This window comes from Aureimonas glaciei (assembly GCF_014643375.1).
Classification (GTDB): domain Bacteria; phylum Pseudomonadota; class Alphaproteobacteria; order Rhizobiales; family Rhizobiaceae; genus Plantimonas; species Plantimonas glaciei.
On record NZ_BMJJ01000003.1, the window covers coordinates 118,817 to 135,575 of the forward strand.

A 16,759-nucleotide genomic window follows, 5' to 3' on the forward strand; every position below is an offset into this window, starting at 1 on the left:
GAGGGAGTGAAGAATTTCGGGTCCGCGTGCCCAGGCGAAGGGAGCCGCGAAGGACAGAAGCGATAGGGCGCCGAGCACCAACCAGAAGGTTGTCCCTGCACCGCGCGGTTTCCCTTGCGGATGCTTGGGCGGCGGTGGGAGCCGGTCGCTTATCCGAAAAGAGCCGAAAGGCCTTGCCCCGGGTGGCTGTGGCCGCATCGATTCCAGGTTGGTTTGCCGTCGGTCGTACATTCGGATAGGTTGCATCCTGTCCGACGAAGAAATGGTAAAGGCGGCAGATCAAATGCCGCACAGCCGGACCTTTCGGTCAGCGGTCGGGGCCGATGGCGCAGCCGCGGGCAGCGAGACCTTGGCCTTGTGCATGCGGTGGGAGCGGCCATCCCGGCTCTGACACCCTTCACCCCAGTGCCAGCACCGCCGCCGCAAACGCCGCCGGTGCCTCCTGCGGCACGTTGTGGCCGACGCCGAAGAGGATTTTTCGCTCGTAAGGGCCGGTGAAGTGCGGCGCGTCTTCGTCCGTCTCTCCCGGCGGGTCGACGCCGTCGTCGGCGCCCTGCAGCCCGACCGTCGGCACGGTGACGGTGGGCTGGGCGGCGAGGCGGCGTTCGATCGCGTCATAGGCCGGGTCGGCGGCGACGAGGCCAAACCGGTGGCGGTAGGAGTGGACGACGACGTCGACGAAGTCGGGATTGGCAAAGCTCTTCGCCGAGCGCGCGAACGTGTCTTCGTCAAATTCCCAGGTCGGGGACCAGAGCATCCACAACAGCCGGCAGAAGGCGTCGCGGTTTTCGGCGAGCCCGGCGCGGCCGCGCTCGCCGTGGAGATAATACTGGTACCAGAAGCGGCGTTCGGCTTCCGGATCGGCCGGCACGCCCGCGGCGGCGATGTTCTGGATGTTGTAGCCCGTGCCGCAGCTGACGAGGCCTTTCGCCCGCTCCGGCCACAGGGCCGAGACGACGCAGGCGGCTCGGCCGCCCCAGTCGTAGCCGGCGAGGACGGCGCTCGGGATGTCGAGCGCATCCATCAGCGCCAGGAGGTCGGCGCCGAGAGCGGCCTGCTCGCCGGAGCGGGGCGTTGCGGGGTCGCGAAAGCGCGTGCCGCCATAGCCGCGCAGGAAGGGCACGATGCAGCGCTTCCCCTCCGCCGAAAGCAGCGCGGCGACCGCGTCGCAGGCATGGGCGTCGTAGGGAAAGCCGTGCAGGAGGATCACCGGCGGCCCGTCGGCCGGGCCGGATTCGAAATAGGCGACGTTTAGCACGCCGGCGTCGATATGCTTCATGAAGGGCCGCTCCGACTCACGCCGCTCTTTGTAACCAATGCTTTGCATTCGGGGGAGACGCGGCCGGCGAGAATTGCGGAAAGCCATCGAGCCGGAGGGCGGTCCCTGAGCCCGGATCGCCGGCGGCGCAAAGCGGCGGCCGGCCGGCGCGAAAAGGCCGCGCTTGCCCGCGCCTTCGACCTATTCTAAGCCGGGAAGGCCGATGCGCTTCGCCCGCGGCGCCAAAAAGGCTCTTCCCCGCCTTCAAACCGGCCCGAAGGCCTGTTCTGGGCAGACGGCTGCGCGCGCGCGGCGGACCACCGACGGAGACTGGCTGAGATGAGTGAGACCGAACGCGAGAGCATGGAATTCGACGTCGTCATCGTCGGCGCGGGACCCGCCGGCCTGTCGGCAGCGATCCGGCTGAAGCAGCGCGATCCCGAACTCTCCGTCGTCGTCCTGGAGAAGGCCGCCGAAGTCGGCATCCACATCCTGTCCGGCTGCGTGCTCGACCCGAGCGCGCTCGACGAACTGCTGCCGGAATGGCGGCAGGAGGAGACGCCGATCCGCCAGAAGGTCACCGAGGACCGGTTCTACTTCTACGGCGCGCAGGGCGGCGTGCGGCTGCCCAACCGCCTTATGCCGAAGCTGATGGACAATCACGGCAATTTCGTCGTCTCGCTCGGCCTCGTTGCCAAATGGATGGCGGAGAAGGCGGAGGCGCTCGGCGTCGAGATCTATCCGGGATTTGCCGCCTCGGAGATTCTCTATGACGAATCCAATGTCGTCATCGGCGTCGCCACCGGCGACATGGGGATTCTCAAGGACGGCACGCCCGGCCCGATGTACCAGCGCGGCATGGCGCTGATGGGCAAGTATGTCTTCATTTCCGAGGGCGTGCGCGGCTCACTCGCTAAGGAGCTGATCCGCACCTATGGCCTCGACGAGGGCCGCGAGCCGCCGAAATATGGCCTCGGGATCAAGGAGCTCTGGGAGATCGACCCGGCCAAGGCGAAGCCCGGCCTCGTGCAGCATTCCTTCGGCTGGCCGCTCGACATGGCGACCGGCGGCGGCTCGTTCCTGTATCACCTGGAAAACAACCAGGTCTATGTCGGCTTCGTCGTCCACCTCAACTACAAGAACCCCTATCTCTCGCCCTTCGAGGAATTCCAGCGCTTCAAGACGCATCCCGACATCGCCGAGCTGCTCGCCGGCGGCAAGCGCATCGCCTATGGCGCGCGGGCGATCTCGGAGGGCGGCTACCAGTCGGTGCCGAAACTGGTCTTCCCCGGCGGCGCGCTGCTCGGCTGCTCGGCCGGCTTCGTCAACGTGCCGCGCATCAAGGGCGTGCACAACGCCATGGCGTCCGGCATGCAAGCAGCGGACGCCGCGGTCGACGCGATCCGGGACGGCCGCGCGCACGACCGGCTGAAGGCCTATGAGGACGGTTGGCGCGCCTCCTCGATTGGCCGCGACCTGAAGCGGGTGCGCAACGTCAAGCCGCTGTGGTCGAAATTCGGCACGGCGCTCGGCGTCGCGCTCGGCGGCATCGACATGTGGACGAACCAGCTTCTCGGCTTCTCCTTCTTCGGCACGCTCGGCCATGGCAAGCCGGACCATCTGTCGACCGAGCCCGCGGCACAGCACACGCCGATCGCCTATCCCCGGCCCGACAACACGCTCACCTTCGACCGCCTGACCTCGGTGTTCCTGTCGAACACCAACCACGAGGAAGACCAGCCGGTGCACCTGAAGGTTAGGGACATGGAATTGCAGAAGCGCTCGGAGCACGACGTCTATGCCGGCCTGTCGCAGTACTACTGCCCGGCCGGCGTCTACGAATGGGTCGAGGGTGCCGACCCGACCTTCGTGATCAACGCGCAGAACTGCGTGCACTGCAAGACCTGCGACATCAAGGACCCCAACCAGAACATCACCTGGGTCCCGCCCCAGGGCGGCGAGGGGCCGGTGTATCAGACGATGTAGGAGAGGCGGCGGGGCGATCGGGCGGGGCGACGAGAGTGATCGATGCCCCAGAGCAGCATCCGCTCCGGCGACGAAAAGGCGCTCCGCCCGAACATAGTCATCCCGGACTTGATCCGGGACCCATGCCAAACCGCCGAACGCGACCGAGGACGGTGGACCTTCCCATCCTGAACCGATTTGGCAGCCGTTAGGTCTCGGCATGGGTTCTCGGGTCAAGCCCGAGAATGACTATTCTGAAGGGTATGGACCTCGATAGGCTTGCAGCATCGGCAGCCCTGGCGCGAGGCCGCGTCGTCACGGATCCTACGGTGCGATCGGGCCCAGCGGGTCGAAAGCGCCGCCTCGTGTATTGCGGCCGTCAGCCTGGTCGCCGATGGTGACGGGATAAATGCCGGGGGCGGGGACGACATAGGGCGCGCAGCGTCGGATATCCCGTGCCGCGGCCTGAATCGCAAATCGCCGGGACAAGGCCACCGGCGGCTCGCCGACCGTCCCGATATCGAGAACGGCGCCGGCGGCATCGACCCTGATCTCCAGGGGGGGAATACTGTTCTTGGTGCCTTGCGGCATGGTCAGGCAGCGCTGGATCTGTGTGTTCAAGTCATCCGCTGCCAGGGCGGCACCGGGCGCTGACACGAGCAAAACAAACACCCACGCTAATAAAGATCTCAATCGACATGTCTCCTGCGCCAAATGGTTTGAGCGCTCTGGTTAAGCTCTTAACATATATAAGCCTGATGCCGCGGCTCACCACGTCCGGAGCTGCAGGATGAGCCGGCAGACATGCTGGCTCCCGGCCCCGGGGCCGGGATCATAAATCTGTCAGCGTCGCGGAAGGATCGAGAGTCTTACCGCGCCACCGTCTGCACCGCCGGCTCCTGCGGACGGGCGAAGCGCGGCGTGAAGGTGACGAGCACCGGCAGGTGTTCCGACGTGGTCGCCTCGGTGCGTTCGACGGAGAGGATCTCGATGCCGTCGGAGGCCAGCACGTTGTCGATGGGCAGGCCGACGCTGCGCGCCAGGAAGGACGGCAGGACGCTGAACAGCCAGGTCGGGCCGATGCCGGGGATGATCCGGGTATTGCTGGCTGCCGCCATCGCCCGGACGGAAGCGGTCCAGGGCGCCGAGTTGAAGTCGCCGGCGATGATCAGAGGATCGCCGAGGCCGGCCAGTTTCGGCGCGAGCGCCGCCACCTGGCGCCACTGCCGCCCGGGCCAGGGCCAGCGCAGGTGCTGCGAGCCGATGACGACCTGCGTGCCGTTGAAGTCGATGCGCTTGGCGGCGAAGGCGCCGAACGGGTCGCAGACGCCGGCATCGCCCTCGGCGAAGGGGCGGCGCGAGAGGATGCCGGCATCGCCGTCATGGTCGGGATAGGCGCAGAAATACTGGTAGGGATAGCGGTCGATGAGGGTCGCGAAAGCCTGCTCCCACTCCCCGGTGATCTCCTGCACGGTGACGACGTCGGGCAGGCGGCTGCCGATCAGGCGCAGCGCTGCGGCCTTGTCGGGCGCGTCGAAGCGCAGGTTCATCTGCAGCAACGTGTAGCGTGGCGCGCCGGGCAGCGCGGTCCCGCCCTGCGGCAAAGGCAGGATGAAGGGCAGGACGGTGACGATCCCGAGCGCCGCCGCGGACGTCGCCGCCAGCGCCGCCGCATAAAGCCTCGCCCAGACGAGGACCACCGTCACCAGCACCAGCGCCACGGCGGCATGGGCGCGGAACTGCGCCAGGGTATCGAAGAGGTAGACGCGGTCGCCGAAGAAGCCGGCGACGATGCCGAAGCCGAAAGCGAAGGCGAGGAAGAGCGCCAGCGCGCCGATCGTCTCGCGGCGCCGCGCGCGATCGAAGCCGAGGCCCCGGGGAAATCTCATGCCGGGCCTACTGGAACGCGGTTTCGAAGAAGGAGCGCAGCTTGCGCGAGTGCAGCCGCTCCGGCGGCATCTCCGACAGTTTTTCCATCGCCCTTATGCCGATCCGCAGATGCTGCGCCACCTGCCGCTTGTAGAAGTCGGTCGCCATGCCCGGCAGCTTCAGCTCGCCATGCAGCGGCTTGTCGGAGACGCACAGCAGCGTGCCGTAGGGCACGCGGAAGCGGAACCCGTTGGCGGCGATCGTCGCCGATTCCATGTCGAGCGCGATCGCCCGCGAGCGCGACAGGCGCTCGACCGGCTCCTTCTGGTCCCTGAGTTCCCAGTTGCGGTTGTCGATCGTCGCCACCGTGCCGGTGCGCATGATCTTCTTCAACTCGTAGCCCTCGAGCCCGGTGATCTCCTCCACCGCCTCCTCCAGCGCCACCTGCACCTCGGCGAGTGGCGGGATCGGCACCCAGACCGGCAGGTCGGCGTCGAGCACGTGGTCCTCGCGGACATAGGCATGCGCCAGCACGTAGTCGCCGAGCGCCTGGGAATTGCGCAGGCCGGCGCAATGGCCGAGCATCAGCCAGGCATGCGGCCTGAGCACCGCGATATGGTCGGTGATCGTCTTGGCGTTCGACGGGCCGACGCCGATGTTGACCATGGTGATGCCCGCGCCGCCCTCGCGGATCAGGTGATAGGCCGGCATCTGCGGCAGCCGGAGCGGCGCCATGCCCTCCGGCGGCTCGCGGTGGCCGGCCGGCGTCACCACATTGCCGGGCTCGACGAAGGCGCTGTAGCCCTTGCCGCCCTCGGCCATCCATTCGCGCGCGAGCATGCAGAACTCGTCGATGTAGAACTGGTAGTTGGTGAACAGCACGTAGTTCTGGAAATGCCAGGGGCTCGTCGCCGTGTAGTGCGAGAGGCGATGCAGCGAATAGTCGACGCGCTGGGCGGTGAAGGGCGAGAGCGGCATGGCCTCGCCCGGCTGCGGCTCGAAATTGCCGTTGACGATGCGGTCGTCGGTGGAGGCGAGGTCCGGCACGTCGAAAATGTCGCGCAGTGGCTTGCCGAGCTTCTCCGCCGCGGCGCCGTCGACATAGGAACCCTCGGGGAAGGCGAAGTGCAGCGGCATGGGCGTCGAGGAATCCCCGACCGAGACGGGCTGGCCGTGATTGCGGATGAGCAACGCGATCTGTTCGGTCAGATAATGCTTGAACAGGTCGGGCCGGGTGACGCCGCTGGCATAGCTGCCGGGGCCCGGCACATGGCCGAACGACAGGCGGCTGTCGACGCGGGCATGGCTCTGGGTGACCAGCGCCACCTCCGGGTAGAAAGCGCGGAAGCGGCGCGAGGTGTCGCCGCTGGCCAGCACCGCCTCGAAGTTTTCGCACAGGAAGGCCACCGAGCGCTCGTAGAGGCGCGTCAGTTCGGCGACCGCCGCGGCGGCATCGCCGAACTGACGGGCAGGGGCCGGGGCCGGCGAGGCGAGGATGGGGGTGGTCTTGGAAGCGGTGATCATTCCCCTTTCTAGCCGCAGGGCAGGGATGGCGGAAGGCGGTGCGGGGATTTTTGGCGGGGGCGTCGGCCCGACCAGGGCACCTCGCTCTCCCTGTCGCTCGATGATCGGGCGGCGTGCGAGATCGGACGGCCATAACGGATGAACCGAGTGGCTTGTCGCCGATGGATGCCGACCGGACAGCCACGGGAGGAATTGCGCCTCGCCGCGGCTCAGGCGCCGACGAACCAGTCGGCGATCCGCCCGAGCAGCGCCCTCAACGGCGCGTCCTCTCCGTTTCGGATATCCCGGACGCCATGGGTCACGTCCTCGATCAGATCGAGGACGGGGCGCGGCGTCTTGTGCATCAGTTCCAGAAACAGAAGGGTGCTGGAGAGGGAGGAGACCTTCTCATCGGAAATGCCGTGGGCGATGTAGAGATGGGGCATTCGCTCCATGAGACAGCTCAAGGGCGACGTCTGCAGGAAGGAGCGCCACCTCCCATAGGTGTGGCCGTGGAGCAGTTCGAAACGACGGTCTTCCTGTTCGCCCGGGGTTCCGCCGTAGATCTGGTCGACCAGGCGCTGGACGGCCCGGGTGGCATCGGGGATATGGACCGAGTGGGACCGGATGAGGTCCGAGATGGCCAGCTCCAGGATCTGGTTGGTCCCCGGCGCTCCGATCAGCGCGACATGTGTGACCCAAGGATGGCGGGCGCAGAGATAGGGCGCGACCTGCCCCCCCTCGGAATGCCCCACCAGCAAGGTCTTCGCGAAGCGCTGCCCCGCACGGTCCTGGAAGTCCTCCACCGATGCGCGGATGGCCTCCCCCCAACGGTCCAGGGTGAAGGTTTGCAGGAAGGCCGGCGAGCAGCCGAAGCTCGTCCCCGGCTGCTCGCTTTCGTCGAAGAGCGAAACCCCTGGCTTCTCGACGACGAGGGTCCGGTAGCGACCCCGGCCGGCGTCGCGCAACCGCCCCTGGTGACCCGAGCCGATGCCCTGCGGTGTCCGCCTGAAGACGGAGTCGCAGCCGGAGCCTTGGATCGAGACCGCCAGCAGAGGCGGTTGGTCCTTCGCATCCGCTTCTGGCGCCCCGTCGGCATAATAGGTGATGGAGCGGCCGGCCTGGTCGAGCGCTTCGAACCGGGAGAAACCCTCGATCGGCCGGTCGTCTTTCATCGCGGTGCCTCCGGTGATGCCGATGCCTGCCATGCCCACCGATCCTCCGGTTCTGATTGGGAGATCCTCGCGGCCGTCGACCCCCACCGTCCACGGAACCTCTCAGGCCATGAACGTTGAGACCGCCGGTGGCCTTAGGACACAGTGTGCCCCTCCTCATCCCAAGGCAAAAGCCCCGGGGCCGGCGCGTCACCCCGGCCTCTCCGGGCGGCTCGCGGGATCGCCGGGTCGCAGGGCGGGAGGGGCCGAACGCCCGCGATGAGCTTTCGCACCGCAACATTCCGTTGCGGTAGATAATGCTGATAGAGCGTATATCCTGTTTTTCGTCTTGACTTATTCTAATGTAAGAGTTATCCCATCAGTGTCTCTTGGGAGAGATCATGTTCAATATTGTGTGATTGTATCAACCCCTGCAGTGGAGGATGTGATGGCGCGCGCGATTAAGACATTTGCATTGGTGGGACCAAAATCGGCGGAGAAGGCTGCCTCGGCCGGTTCCGCGATCAAGATCGATCTCGGTGGACTGAAACTCTCGACCGACCAGATCGAAAGCATCCGGCAGAGTGCGGTGAAGGCTGCGCTGTCGGACGTTCAGAGCATGGTGGATGCGGCGGCTCTGGACTCGTTTTCCACCTTTTCGACCTTTTCCACCTTCGGATCGGGATCGATGGGCATGCTTCGGGCGGACGTCGGCGGCGAACTCGTCGGCAGGGTGCTGGGCCGCTAGGGCCGGGCCATCGGCCAGCAAAGGGGCTCCAGCGTCGGATGATGGCGAGGCTGGGCTCTCTTCGGTCGATCCGTTGCCGGAGGAGTCGTCGAGATGTCAAGCAACCTCCCGCACCCTTGCAAGACTTTCGTGGTCAAAGTTGTCAGTCGCTGCAATCTCAACTGCAGTTACTGTTACATGTACAATCTGAAAGATCGGACCTGGCGCGATCAGCCCGGGATCATGTCGGCCGGGGTCAGAGACCATTTCGCGGCGAAGGTCGACGCGCACGCCGCCCGCCATGGCTTATCGGGCGTTCATATCATCCTGCACGGCGGTGAGCCGCTCCTCATGGGGCGCGTCCGCCTGATCGACTGGATCGAAAGGGTTCGATCGATCATTCGGCCCGCGGTGGACATCCGTTTCAGCATCCAGTCGAACGGCATTCTGATCGACGAGGACTGGATCGATGCCTTGGCGGCGCAGGGTGTCCGCATCGGACTGAGCCTGGATGGCCCCCGGCGCTTTCACGATGCCCATCGCCTCGATCACAAGGGTCTCGGATCCTTCGATCGGGTCATGGACGCGATCGGCTTGTTGCGCTCCCATCCCAGGGGGCCGGAGATCTTCTCCACCGTCATGGCCGTCGTCGACCCGTCCGTCGATCCCTCGGAGATGTTTGACTTCTGGCAGGAGATCGACGTGCCGGGGTTCGATCTGAGCCTGCCCCACGCCAACTGGAGCTCGCCGCCTCCGGTCAAAGGCGATCGGAGCTACGGCGCGTGGATGGTCGAATTCTTCGATCTTTGGTTCGACCAGAACAGGCCGGACCGGTCCGTGCGCTATTTCGAGAACATTCTGCGCATGATCTTCGGTTTTCCCATCAGCACGGACAATATCGGCGGGCGACCCGTCGATGTGATCGTCGTCGAAACCGATGGAAGCATCGAGCCGACCGACGCGTTCAAAAGTTGCTTCGACGGCATCACCAAGCTCGGCCTGTCCGTCCAGAACAACGCCTTCGACGATGTCTCGGCCAATCCTTTCGTGCGCGATTTTCAGGTCGGCGCCAAGGCACTGTGCCGGCGATGCAAGCGATGCGACATCGTCAACGAGTGCGGGGGCGGATACATGCCGCATCGCTATGACGAGGCGACCGGGTTCGCCAACCCGTCCGTCTACTGTTCCGACCTGATGCTTCTGATCAATCACATTCGCGGCCGCGTATGCCGTGTTCTGCAACACGAAGGGCTGATGGTGGAGGCCTAGACCATGGATCTGATCCGATTGACGTCCAAGTCGTTTGATCCCGAGGCGACTCTCGATCTCCATTTGACTGTGGTGAGCCTCGTCGAACAGCAGATGAAGGCGGTTCTGGAAAAGGCCGGCGCGCTGTACGGCCCCGGCCTGGCCGAGTCTCTCTGCTGGGAGGCCATCGAGGGCTTGTCCGAGACCGAACGGCGCCAGTTCTTCCTCGCGCCGCCGGTCCGCTACTGGATCAAGGCGATGAAGCGGGCGACCAGCTTGGGTCTGACGGAATGGGTCGAGCGCTTCGCCGGCGAGTTTGCCAGTCTCGTCTGGACATACGGGCTGCCCGCGGCGTCGAGCGGAGTGGTGAGGCTGGACGGCAGCGGTGGTCTGCGCATCGTCGAAAACGGACGCTACATCGAGTTCGGCGCGCCCTATGCCAACGATCTGATCACCATCCAGAGCGCCGGGGACGGTTTCGAAGCGCGGCTGACGGACGGGGTCGGCGTCGCCATCCCCCGCGAGGACGTCTGGGATGCGCCGGAAGAGCCGCTGCCGACCCTGGAGGCGAACGGATACCGTCTCTACCTGCCAGAGGCGGCACCGGGCTTCGGCCTTCCCATCACGCCGCGCGATCCCTGGCTGCGGTCACAGCTGACGGGGACCAGTCAGCGCCGCGACGGCATGCAGTTCTTCCCGGAAGATCGGCCCTTTTCGGAGGTGCCCGCGACCCCGCTTTCCCAGCTGGGGGAAGTCTACCAGCTGCTGAACGTCGTCTGGCCCGATCATGTCGACGAGATCTGCACCTATGTCCACCGCATCGTGCCGCTGGAGCCCGAAGAGGGATTTCACCGGGCCTACACGGTCAGTTCCCGGCAGGGGGTCGTCTACATGGCGCCGGCGCCCACCCTGGCCCTGGCGGAAATGCTTGTTCACGAGGTCGCCCACATCAAGATGCGGGACATCCAGGTCGTTGATATCCTGATGAACGACTTCGATACCGAGACGGTGCGGATCAAGGTCCCGTGGCGCGAGGATCCCCGGCCGATCTCGGGAATTCTCGAGGGGCTTTTCGTCTTCACCCATGTCGCCGAGATGGAGAAGCGGATCCTGATGGTGGCTGACGATGCGGGCCTGGCCGCACAGTTTTCCCGGCGGCTGGAAGCCTTGGATGTCGCCGACAACGCCGTGCGTCAGCACGCCGACATGACTGGTGCCGGCAAGATCTTCCTCGGCGAACTCGCTGCCTGGCGCTCCGAACTGCAACGGGCGCGCGTCGCCGCCTGAGCCAATCCCCACGGGGAGGGCCGACGGCCGACCGATCGTCGGTCGCCGACGCGGTAGCGTTATGGAGCCAAAGGGACGTCGACCAGAAGGACATCGACCAGCGGTGACGTTGGGCGGAGAAGGCAGGGCAGAAACCGCAGCAGGCTCAATCGGGAACGGCGAGATTAGCCATGGCGTGATCAGCCAAGGGCGGGATCGGAGGAGGGCGGAAGCGGGCCTGTCAGGCGCGGTGTCGACCGATGCGATGAGCCGCGAAATCCGCGATGGGCTGGGGAAGCGGGCGGCCGGCTGATGCCGGCCGCCCGCTCGTGTCTACTGACCGGCAGTGCCGGCGCCGGCCGGAAATTCGGCCGGCGCGACCTCCATCGGTGCCGGCGATGGCGCGTTTCCGGCAGCCGGTGCGGTCGGTGCCGCCGGGTCAGCCGGTGCTGCCGGGGCAGGCGGTGCCGCAGGTGCGGCAGGTGCGGCCGGGGCTGCTGGTGCTGCCGGGGCAGGCGAGGCTGCCGGGTCTGCCGGTGCCGCGGGGTCAGCCGGCGAACCCGCCGGGGCGGCGGTGGCGGGGGCTGCCGTGGCGGCTGCTGCATCCGGCGCGGGCGCGGCCTGGGCATCCACAGAAGGGGCAGCAGGCGTCGACGTCGCGGCGGCGCTCGGCTGGTCCGTAGCGACCGGCTGCGGCGTCACCGAACCGTCGGCATTGGCGACGCGCCAGACCGTGTTGCCGGCGTCGTCGGCGACCAGCAGCGCGCCGGTGCCGTCGATGCCGACGCCGACCGGGCGGCCGCGAACACTGTCGCCGTCGAGGAAGCCGGTGACGACGTCCTGCACCTTGCCGACGGGCTTGCCCGCCTCGAAGGCGATGAAGCCGACCTTGTAGCCGTTGAAGGCGTCGCGGTTCCAGCTGCCGTGCTCGCCGACGAAGGCGCCCGCCGTGTAGGGCGCGGGCAAAGCGGAGCCGGCTGCGAACGTCATGCCCAAGGCGGCGACGTGGCTGGACAGCGCGTAGTCCGGCGCGATCGCCTTCTCCACCATATCAGGCCGGGGCGGGTGAACGCGCACGTCGACATGGTCGCCGTAATAGCTCCACGGCCAGCCATAGAAGGCGCCCTCCTGCACCGACGTCATGTAGTCCGGCACGAGGTTCGGCCCGAGCTCGTCGCGCTCGTTGATGACGGCCCAGAGCGCACCGGTCTCCGGGTTGAAGGTCAAGCCGTTCGGATTGCGCAGGCCCGAGGCGTAGACGCGCGCGGCACCGGTCGCCCGGTCGACCTGCCAGATCGCGGCGCGGCCCTTTTCCGCCTCCAGGCCGTTCTCGACGATGTTGGAGTTGGAGCCGACGGAAGCGTAGAGGAAGCGCCCGTCGGGGCTCAGCGCCAGGTCCTTCGTCCAGTGATGGTTGATCGGCCCGCCCGGCAGCGGCGTCAGCACGCGCGGCGGCTCGGTGATCTCGGTCTGCCCCGGCGTGTAGGGAAAAGCGAGGATCGCGTCGGCGGCGGCGACGTAGAGCGTGTTGTCGGCGAAGGCGAGGCCGAAGGGCGAGGCGAGGCCGGTCAGGAGATCGTGGCGCTCGTCGACAACGCCGTCGCGGTTGGTGTCGCGCAGGAGCGTGATGAGGTTGCTCTCCTTCTGCGGACCGGTCTCGCCGTGCGAGATCGCCATGATCCAGCCGCGGATGATGTCCTTCGGCCGCGACGGCGCCTTGCCTTCCGGCCCGCGCGACTGGACGACGAGGACGTCGCCGTTCGGAAGGGTGTGAACGGTGCGCGGATTGGCGAGATCGGTGGCGTAGGCGGTGATCGTCAGTCCCTCGGCGACGGTGGGCGTCTGCCCCTCCTGCCAGCCGACGACGGGCGCGACCTTGAGGTCCGGGATGAGGCTGTCCTGCGGCTCGGGCAGAACGGGATCGGGGCCGACCTGCGTCGAGACGTCGAAATTCTCGCCGCCCTGGTCGCTGCAGCCGGCGAGGGCGAGAAGGGCGAGGCAGGTGCCGGCGAGGGCCGACGAACGGATCGAGGGCTTAGTCATCGTAACGCACTCCAGTCATGCCGCGGGTCAGCGCACGGCGCCCGAGCCAGAGAGTGACGATCATCGCCACCACGGTGACCGCCGAGAGAATGATTCCGTTCGGCACCACCGCCGTCCAACCGTCGCCGGAATGGACGAGGCTGTTGAAGAGCGCGAGGACGAGCACGACGAGGAAGCCGACGATCTGAGCCGCGCCCGGCCCGTTCTCGCGGGTCGCCTGCCGCGCGAGGTCCACAAGGCCGGCGACCAGGGCGAGGCCGCCGGCGACGAGGCCGGCGAAGAGCAGCCAGGAGGAAAAGTTCTGCCACATCAGATCCGACGTCCGCCAGAACGCGATGTCGGTGAGAAGGGTGAAGGCGAAGCTGACGAAGGCGAAGGGCGCAACGAGCGAACTGAGCCTCAGGGCGTCGCGCGCGGGATCGTAGGGATAGCGGGTGGACATGGCGGCATTCCGGATTGATCGTGTCTTGGATACGATCGGCCGCCCGACTTGTTCCGCCGGACCTGGGGCGAGACCGTTAGCCGACGGGCCTTCCGACCCCTCGCGCTTCGCCCGGCGCCGCGCCCGGCAGGACGTTGCGGCCGCGCAGCGCAGCCGGGCCGCCCCACGCGGCAAATGCGCGCGCCGTGGGCATGCGACGGGAAGCGCCTTTGCGAACACCGCGTCACCCCGTGGCGCGTTTGCACCGGCGCGCCGGCGCGCTAGCTTCCGCCGCAGCCATCCCTTCCCGAGGAGCACGCCGATGTCCGCGATCGAACTCTACTACTGGCCGACCCCGAACGGCTGGAAGGTCTCCATCATGCTGGAGGAGCTCGGCCTCCCCTTCCCCTACGACGTCAAATATATCAATATCGGCAAGGGCGAGCAGTTCGAGCCGTCCTTCCTGAAGATCGCGCCGAACAACCGCATGCCCGCCATCGTTGATCCGGGCGGCCCCGGCGGCACGCCGATCTCGGTGTTCGAATCCGGCGCCATCCTGCAATATCTCGGCCGCAAGAGCGGACAGTTCTATCCGCAGGAGGAGCGCGCGCGCGTCGCCGTCGAGGAATGGCTGTTCTGGCAGGTCGGCGGCCTCGGCCCCATGGCCGGCCAGGCCCACCATTTCCGTCAATACGCCCCGGAAAAGATCGCCTACGGCATCGACCGCTACACCAACGAGGTCCACCGCCTCTACGGCGTCATGAACAAGCGCCTCGGCGAGGTGGAATTCCTCGGCGGCGCCTACTCCATCGCCGACATGGCCTCCATCGGCTGGATCGTCCCCCACGCCAATCAGGGCCAGGACCTCGCGGAGTTCCCGAACCTGAAGCGCTGGTTCGAGACGCTGAAGGCACGGCCGGCGGTGGAGCGGGGGCTCGCGCTCGGCGCGGAGCACCGCAAGAACATCGCGCAGGACGAGGAGGCGAAGAAGGTGCTGTTCGGGCAAAGGTGAGGGGGCTTCCGGGGGGCGGTGCGAGTTACGTTTGGAACGGGCCCTCACGCTTCCCCTGGCCCCTCACCCTGAGCCTGTCGAAGGGCGGGGGGCCACGCACAGGGTGGCGGCGCGCGACCGTGGTGCCGACCCCTCGTGCTTCGACAAGCTCAGCATGAGGGGTGAGGGGGCCGAGGGCGCTTCCTGGTCCTCCGCGTTTCCGCGTCCCTCACCTTTTCCTTGGTCCCTCACCCTGAGCTTGTCGAAGGGCGAGGGGCCACGCACGGGGTGGCGGCGGCGCGAGAACGAAAGACGCCCGCAACCCTCTCAGATTCATCATCCCGGCCTTGAGCCGGGATCCATGCCGAGACGGCGTCACTGCCAAACCGGTTCAGGACGGCCCTCCACCGCCCTCGGTCGCGTTCAGCGGTTTGGAATGGATCCCGGATCAAGTCCGGGATGACGAAGCGGGTGTGTTGGCGCACGACCGTGGTGCCGACCCCTCGTGCTTCGACAGGCTCAGCATGAGGGGTGAGGGGGCCGAGCCCGCACCCCGCTCCCTGGTCCCTCGTTTCCGTGTCCCCCACCCTGTCTTTGGCCCCTTGCCCTGAGCCTGTCGAAGGGCGAGGGCTACGCACGGGGCGGCGGCGGCGCCCCTCGTCACACCTCCTGCCGCCGCCTGAGCGCCCCGACCGCTCCCACCAGCACGCCCTCCAACCGCGCCCGCTCCGCCGCGCTCAGCCGCTCGATATCCAGAAAGATCCGCGCCCCGTCGCTGAATTCGTCAATGACGCCCGAGGGCGCCGTTTCCGTCGCCTCGTGGATGTCGTCGACGGCGTAGGGGATGACGGGGCGGCTGATGCCTTTGAGGGTGATCGAGGGGAGGGCGTGGGCGCGTACGCCGTCCTCGACGAGGGCAAAGGTTTCGTAGCTCATGACGATACCGCCGGGCTCGGCGATCTGTTCGAGCCGGGCGGCGAGGTTCGCCTCGGCGCCGATGATGGTGTAGTCCATGCGGTCGGCGCTGCCGAAATTGCCGACATTGCAGTAGCCGGTGTTGATCCCCATCCGCGCCTGGAACGGCTTTTCGATGCCGCGGCGGCGCCATTCGGTGTTGAGCTGCACCATGCGGCGCTGCATGGCGATGGCCATGGCGACGCAGGCTTTCGCGTCCTCGCGCGGGCCCTTCGTCTCGGGATCGCCGAAGAAGGCGAGGATGGCGTCGCCGATGAACTTGTCGACCGTGGCGCCATGCTCGTGCGCGATCTTGGACATCTCGGTGAAATACTCGTTGAGCAGCCGCGTCAGCTCCTCCGGCTGCAGCCGCTCCGAGGTGACGGTGAAATCCTTGATGTCGGAGAAGAAGATGGTGAGCTTCTTCCTCTCGGTGGAGATGACGACGTCGCGCTCGCCCGAGAAGATCGACTTGTAGACCTGGGGCGAAAGGTATTTCGAGATCTTCATCGACACGGTGGCGAGGAAGGAATTGCTCTCCTCCAGCTCGCTGTTCAGCCGCCGGAAGGCGCGCGCCTGGCGCCATTGCAGCGTGGCGAAGGCGATGCCGACGATCGCGGCGCCGGTGAAATAGGCGAAGAGGTATTTGAACGAGAAGAGATTGGCGGCGATCGGCTGTTGCAGCGTCACCTCCTGGATGGCCCTGACGTCGCCGACCTTCCAGTCGCGCTTGGGGCTTTCCGGGTGGGTGTTGTGGCAGGCGACGCAGGCCTCGGCCATGACGACGGGCGCGGCGAGGCGGATCTGGCGGTCGAAGATCGAGCCGCCGACCTCGGTGATGAGCGTGCGCTTTTCGGCGGGCTCGGTGCGAAACCTGTTCAGCGCCGCGACCTCGAAGGCGTCGAGATCGTGCGGCTCGCGGCTCTTGAACACCATGTCGGAGACGAAGCGGTAGCCGACGGTCTCGCCGCGCTGGCCGATGAGGTCGCCGAGCTCCAGCGACATGCGGGCGGGAATCGGGATGGCGCCGGGAATGTCGGCATAGTTGTGGGTGATCACGGTCTTGGTGTCCGGCGCGGCGAGGATGCGGCCGACGACGTTCTTGGCGTAGTAGCCGCGGATGTCGGTGATGACAGTGTTGAGGCTCGTCGCCTGCGATTTCAGCGAGACGTCGGAGAGGTGGCTGAGATCGAGCCAGACAGCGACCGGCAGGAGCACCAGCGCCAGGAGAACGAGCGCGGCGAACCAGATCGGACGCGCCATGAAGAACCGAGCTGCAGACATGCCATCACCCGCACCTGTGAAAAGTGACGGAAGCTAGCCTCTTTCCTTCCCCTTCGTCAGCCGGAAATGCTCCGGC

13 protein-coding genes are annotated in these 16,759 nt (G+C 66.7%); 5 read left to right on the forward strand and 8 right to left on the reverse strand.

What is annotated here, in order from left to right:
• Positions 1 to 397: 397 nt before the first annotated feature.
• Complete coding sequence (locus IEX88_RS07300) at positions 398 to 1,279, reverse strand: alpha/beta fold hydrolase (protein ID WP_188849938.1); 882 nt, start codon at positions 1,277 to 1,279, stop codon at positions 398 to 400.
• Between the two features lie 318 nt (positions 1,280 to 1,597).
• On the opposite strand from IEX88_RS07300, the gene IEX88_RS07305 reads away from it, so the two are divergent.
• Positions 1,598 to 3,244 carry an electron transfer flavoprotein-ubiquinone oxidoreductase gene (locus IEX88_RS07305; protein WP_188849939.1) on the forward strand — a complete coding sequence of 549 codons (1,647 nt, stop codon included), beginning with the start codon at positions 1,598 to 1,600 and terminating at the stop codon, positions 3,242 to 3,244.
• 303 nt (positions 3,245 to 3,547) lie between these two features.
• Here the strand turns inward: IEX88_RS07305 and IEX88_RS07310 are convergent, their stop codons facing one another.
• From IEX88_RS07310 to IEX88_RS07325, 4 genes are all read right to left on the reverse strand, one after another.
• Positions 3,548 to 3,844 (reverse strand): hypothetical protein, encoded by a 297-nt coding sequence (locus tag IEX88_RS07310; RefSeq protein ID WP_188849940.1) that lies wholly within the window; start codon positions 3,842 to 3,844, stop codon positions 3,548 to 3,550.
• A 248-nt stretch (positions 3,845 to 4,092) separates the two neighbouring features.
• Positions 4,093 to 5,112 (reverse strand): endonuclease/exonuclease/phosphatase family protein, encoded by a 1,020-nt coding sequence (locus IEX88_RS07315; protein ID WP_188849941.1) that lies wholly within the window; start codon positions 5,110 to 5,112, stop codon positions 4,093 to 4,095.
• 7 nt (positions 5,113 to 5,119) lie between these two features.
• On the reverse strand, positions 5,120 to 6,616 hold the full coding sequence (locus IEX88_RS07320; protein WP_188849942.1) for an AMP nucleosidase: 1,497 nt from the start codon (positions 6,614 to 6,616) through the stop codon (positions 5,120 to 5,122).
• Positions 6,617 to 6,825: 209 nt separating this feature from the next.
• Complete coding sequence (locus IEX88_RS07325; RefSeq protein ID WP_188849943.1) at positions 6,826 to 7,803, reverse strand: alpha/beta fold hydrolase; 978 nt, start codon at positions 7,801 to 7,803, stop codon at positions 6,826 to 6,828.
• A gap of 394 nt (positions 7,804 to 8,197) precedes the next feature.
• Between IEX88_RS07325 and IEX88_RS07330 the strand changes: the two genes are divergently transcribed.
• The 3 genes from IEX88_RS07330 (at position 8,198) to IEX88_RS07340 (ending at position 11,011) form a co-directional block, all read left to right on the forward strand.
• Positions 8,198 to 8,497 (forward strand): hypothetical protein, encoded by a 300-nt coding sequence (locus tag IEX88_RS07330; RefSeq protein WP_188849944.1) that lies wholly within the window; start codon positions 8,198 to 8,200, stop codon positions 8,495 to 8,497.
• Between the two features lie 93 nt (positions 8,498 to 8,590).
• Positions 8,591 to 9,745, forward strand: a complete 1,155-nt coding sequence (locus IEX88_RS07335) for an FxsB family cyclophane-forming radical SAM/SPASM peptide maturase (RefSeq protein ID WP_188849945.1) — start codon at positions 8,591 to 8,593, stop codon at positions 9,743 to 9,745.
• 3 nt (positions 9,746 to 9,748) lie between these two features.
• Positions 9,749 to 11,011 (forward strand): aKG-HExxH-type peptide beta-hydroxylase, encoded by a 1,263-nt coding sequence (locus IEX88_RS07340; RefSeq protein WP_188849946.1) that lies wholly within the window; start codon positions 9,749 to 9,751, stop codon positions 11,009 to 11,011.
• A gap of 312 nt (positions 11,012 to 11,323) precedes the next feature.
• Here the strand turns inward: IEX88_RS07340 and IEX88_RS07345 are convergent, their stop codons facing one another.
• Entirely contained in the window at positions 11,324 to 13,033 is a 1,710-nt protein-coding gene (locus tag IEX88_RS07345; protein WP_188849947.1) for a PQQ-dependent sugar dehydrogenase, read from the reverse strand.
• A complete protein-coding gene (locus IEX88_RS07350) occupies positions 13,026 to 13,475 on the reverse strand; it encodes a DUF2231 domain-containing protein (RefSeq protein WP_188849948.1) in 450 nt (149 codons plus the stop codon). The genes IEX88_RS07345 and IEX88_RS07350 overlap by 8 nt, the downstream gene beginning before the upstream one ends.
• Positions 13,476 to 13,776: 301 nt before the next feature.
• Between IEX88_RS07350 and IEX88_RS07355 the strand changes: the two genes are divergently transcribed.
• Complete coding sequence (locus IEX88_RS07355; protein WP_188849949.1) at positions 13,777 to 14,466, forward strand: glutathione S-transferase N-terminal domain-containing protein; 690 nt, start codon at positions 13,777 to 13,779, stop codon at positions 14,464 to 14,466.
• 639 nt (positions 14,467 to 15,105) lie between these two features.
• On the opposite strand, the gene IEX88_RS07360 is transcribed toward IEX88_RS07355, so the two are convergent.
• On the reverse strand, positions 15,106 to 16,683 hold the full coding sequence (locus IEX88_RS07360) for an adenylate/guanylate cyclase domain-containing protein (protein ID WP_188849950.1): 1,578 nt from the start codon (positions 16,681 to 16,683) through the stop codon (positions 15,106 to 15,108).
• Positions 16,684 to 16,759 lie beyond the last annotated feature (76 nt).

Coding starts and splice junctions, on each gene's coding strand:
- IEX88_RS07335 (WP_188849945.1), top strand. CDS start 8,591: ATGTCAAGCAACCTCCCGCACCCTTGCAAGACTTTCGTGGTCAAAGTT.
- IEX88_RS07350 (WP_188849948.1), bottom strand. CDS start 13,475: ATGTCCACCCGCTATCCCTACGATCCCGCGCGCGACGCCCTGAGGCTC.
- IEX88_RS07355 (WP_188849949.1), top strand. CDS start 13,777: ATGTCCGCGATCGAACTCTACTACTGGCCGACCCCGAACGGCTGGAAG.
- IEX88_RS07330 (WP_188849944.1), top strand. CDS start 8,198: ATGGCGCGCGCGATTAAGACATTTGCATTGGTGGGACCAAAATCGGCG.
- IEX88_RS07320 (WP_188849942.1), bottom strand. CDS start 6,616: ATGATCACCGCTTCCAAGACCACCCCCATCCTCGCCTCGCCGGCCCCG.
- IEX88_RS07300 (WP_188849938.1), bottom strand. CDS start 1,279: ATGAAGCATATCGACGCCGGCGTGCTAAACGTCGCCTATTTCGAATCC.
- IEX88_RS07325 (WP_188849943.1), bottom strand. CDS start 7,803: ATGGCAGGCATCGGCATCACCGGAGGCACCGCGATGAAAGACGACCGG.
- IEX88_RS07315 (WP_188849941.1), bottom strand. CDS start 5,112: ATGAGATTTCCCCGGGGCCTCGGCTTCGATCGCGCGCGGCGCCGCGAG.
- IEX88_RS07340 (WP_188849946.1), top strand. CDS start 9,749: ATGGATCTGATCCGATTGACGTCCAAGTCGTTTGATCCCGAGGCGACT.
- IEX88_RS07360 (WP_188849950.1), bottom strand. CDS start 16,683: ATGTCTGCAGCTCGGTTCTTCATGGCGCGTCCGATCTGGTTCGCCGCG.
- IEX88_RS07305 (WP_188849939.1), top strand. CDS start 1,598: ATGAGTGAGACCGAACGCGAGAGCATGGAATTCGACGTCGTCATCGTC.
- IEX88_RS07345 (WP_188849947.1), bottom strand. CDS start 13,033: ATGACTAAGCCCTCGATCCGTTCGTCGGCCCTCGCCGGCACCTGCCTC.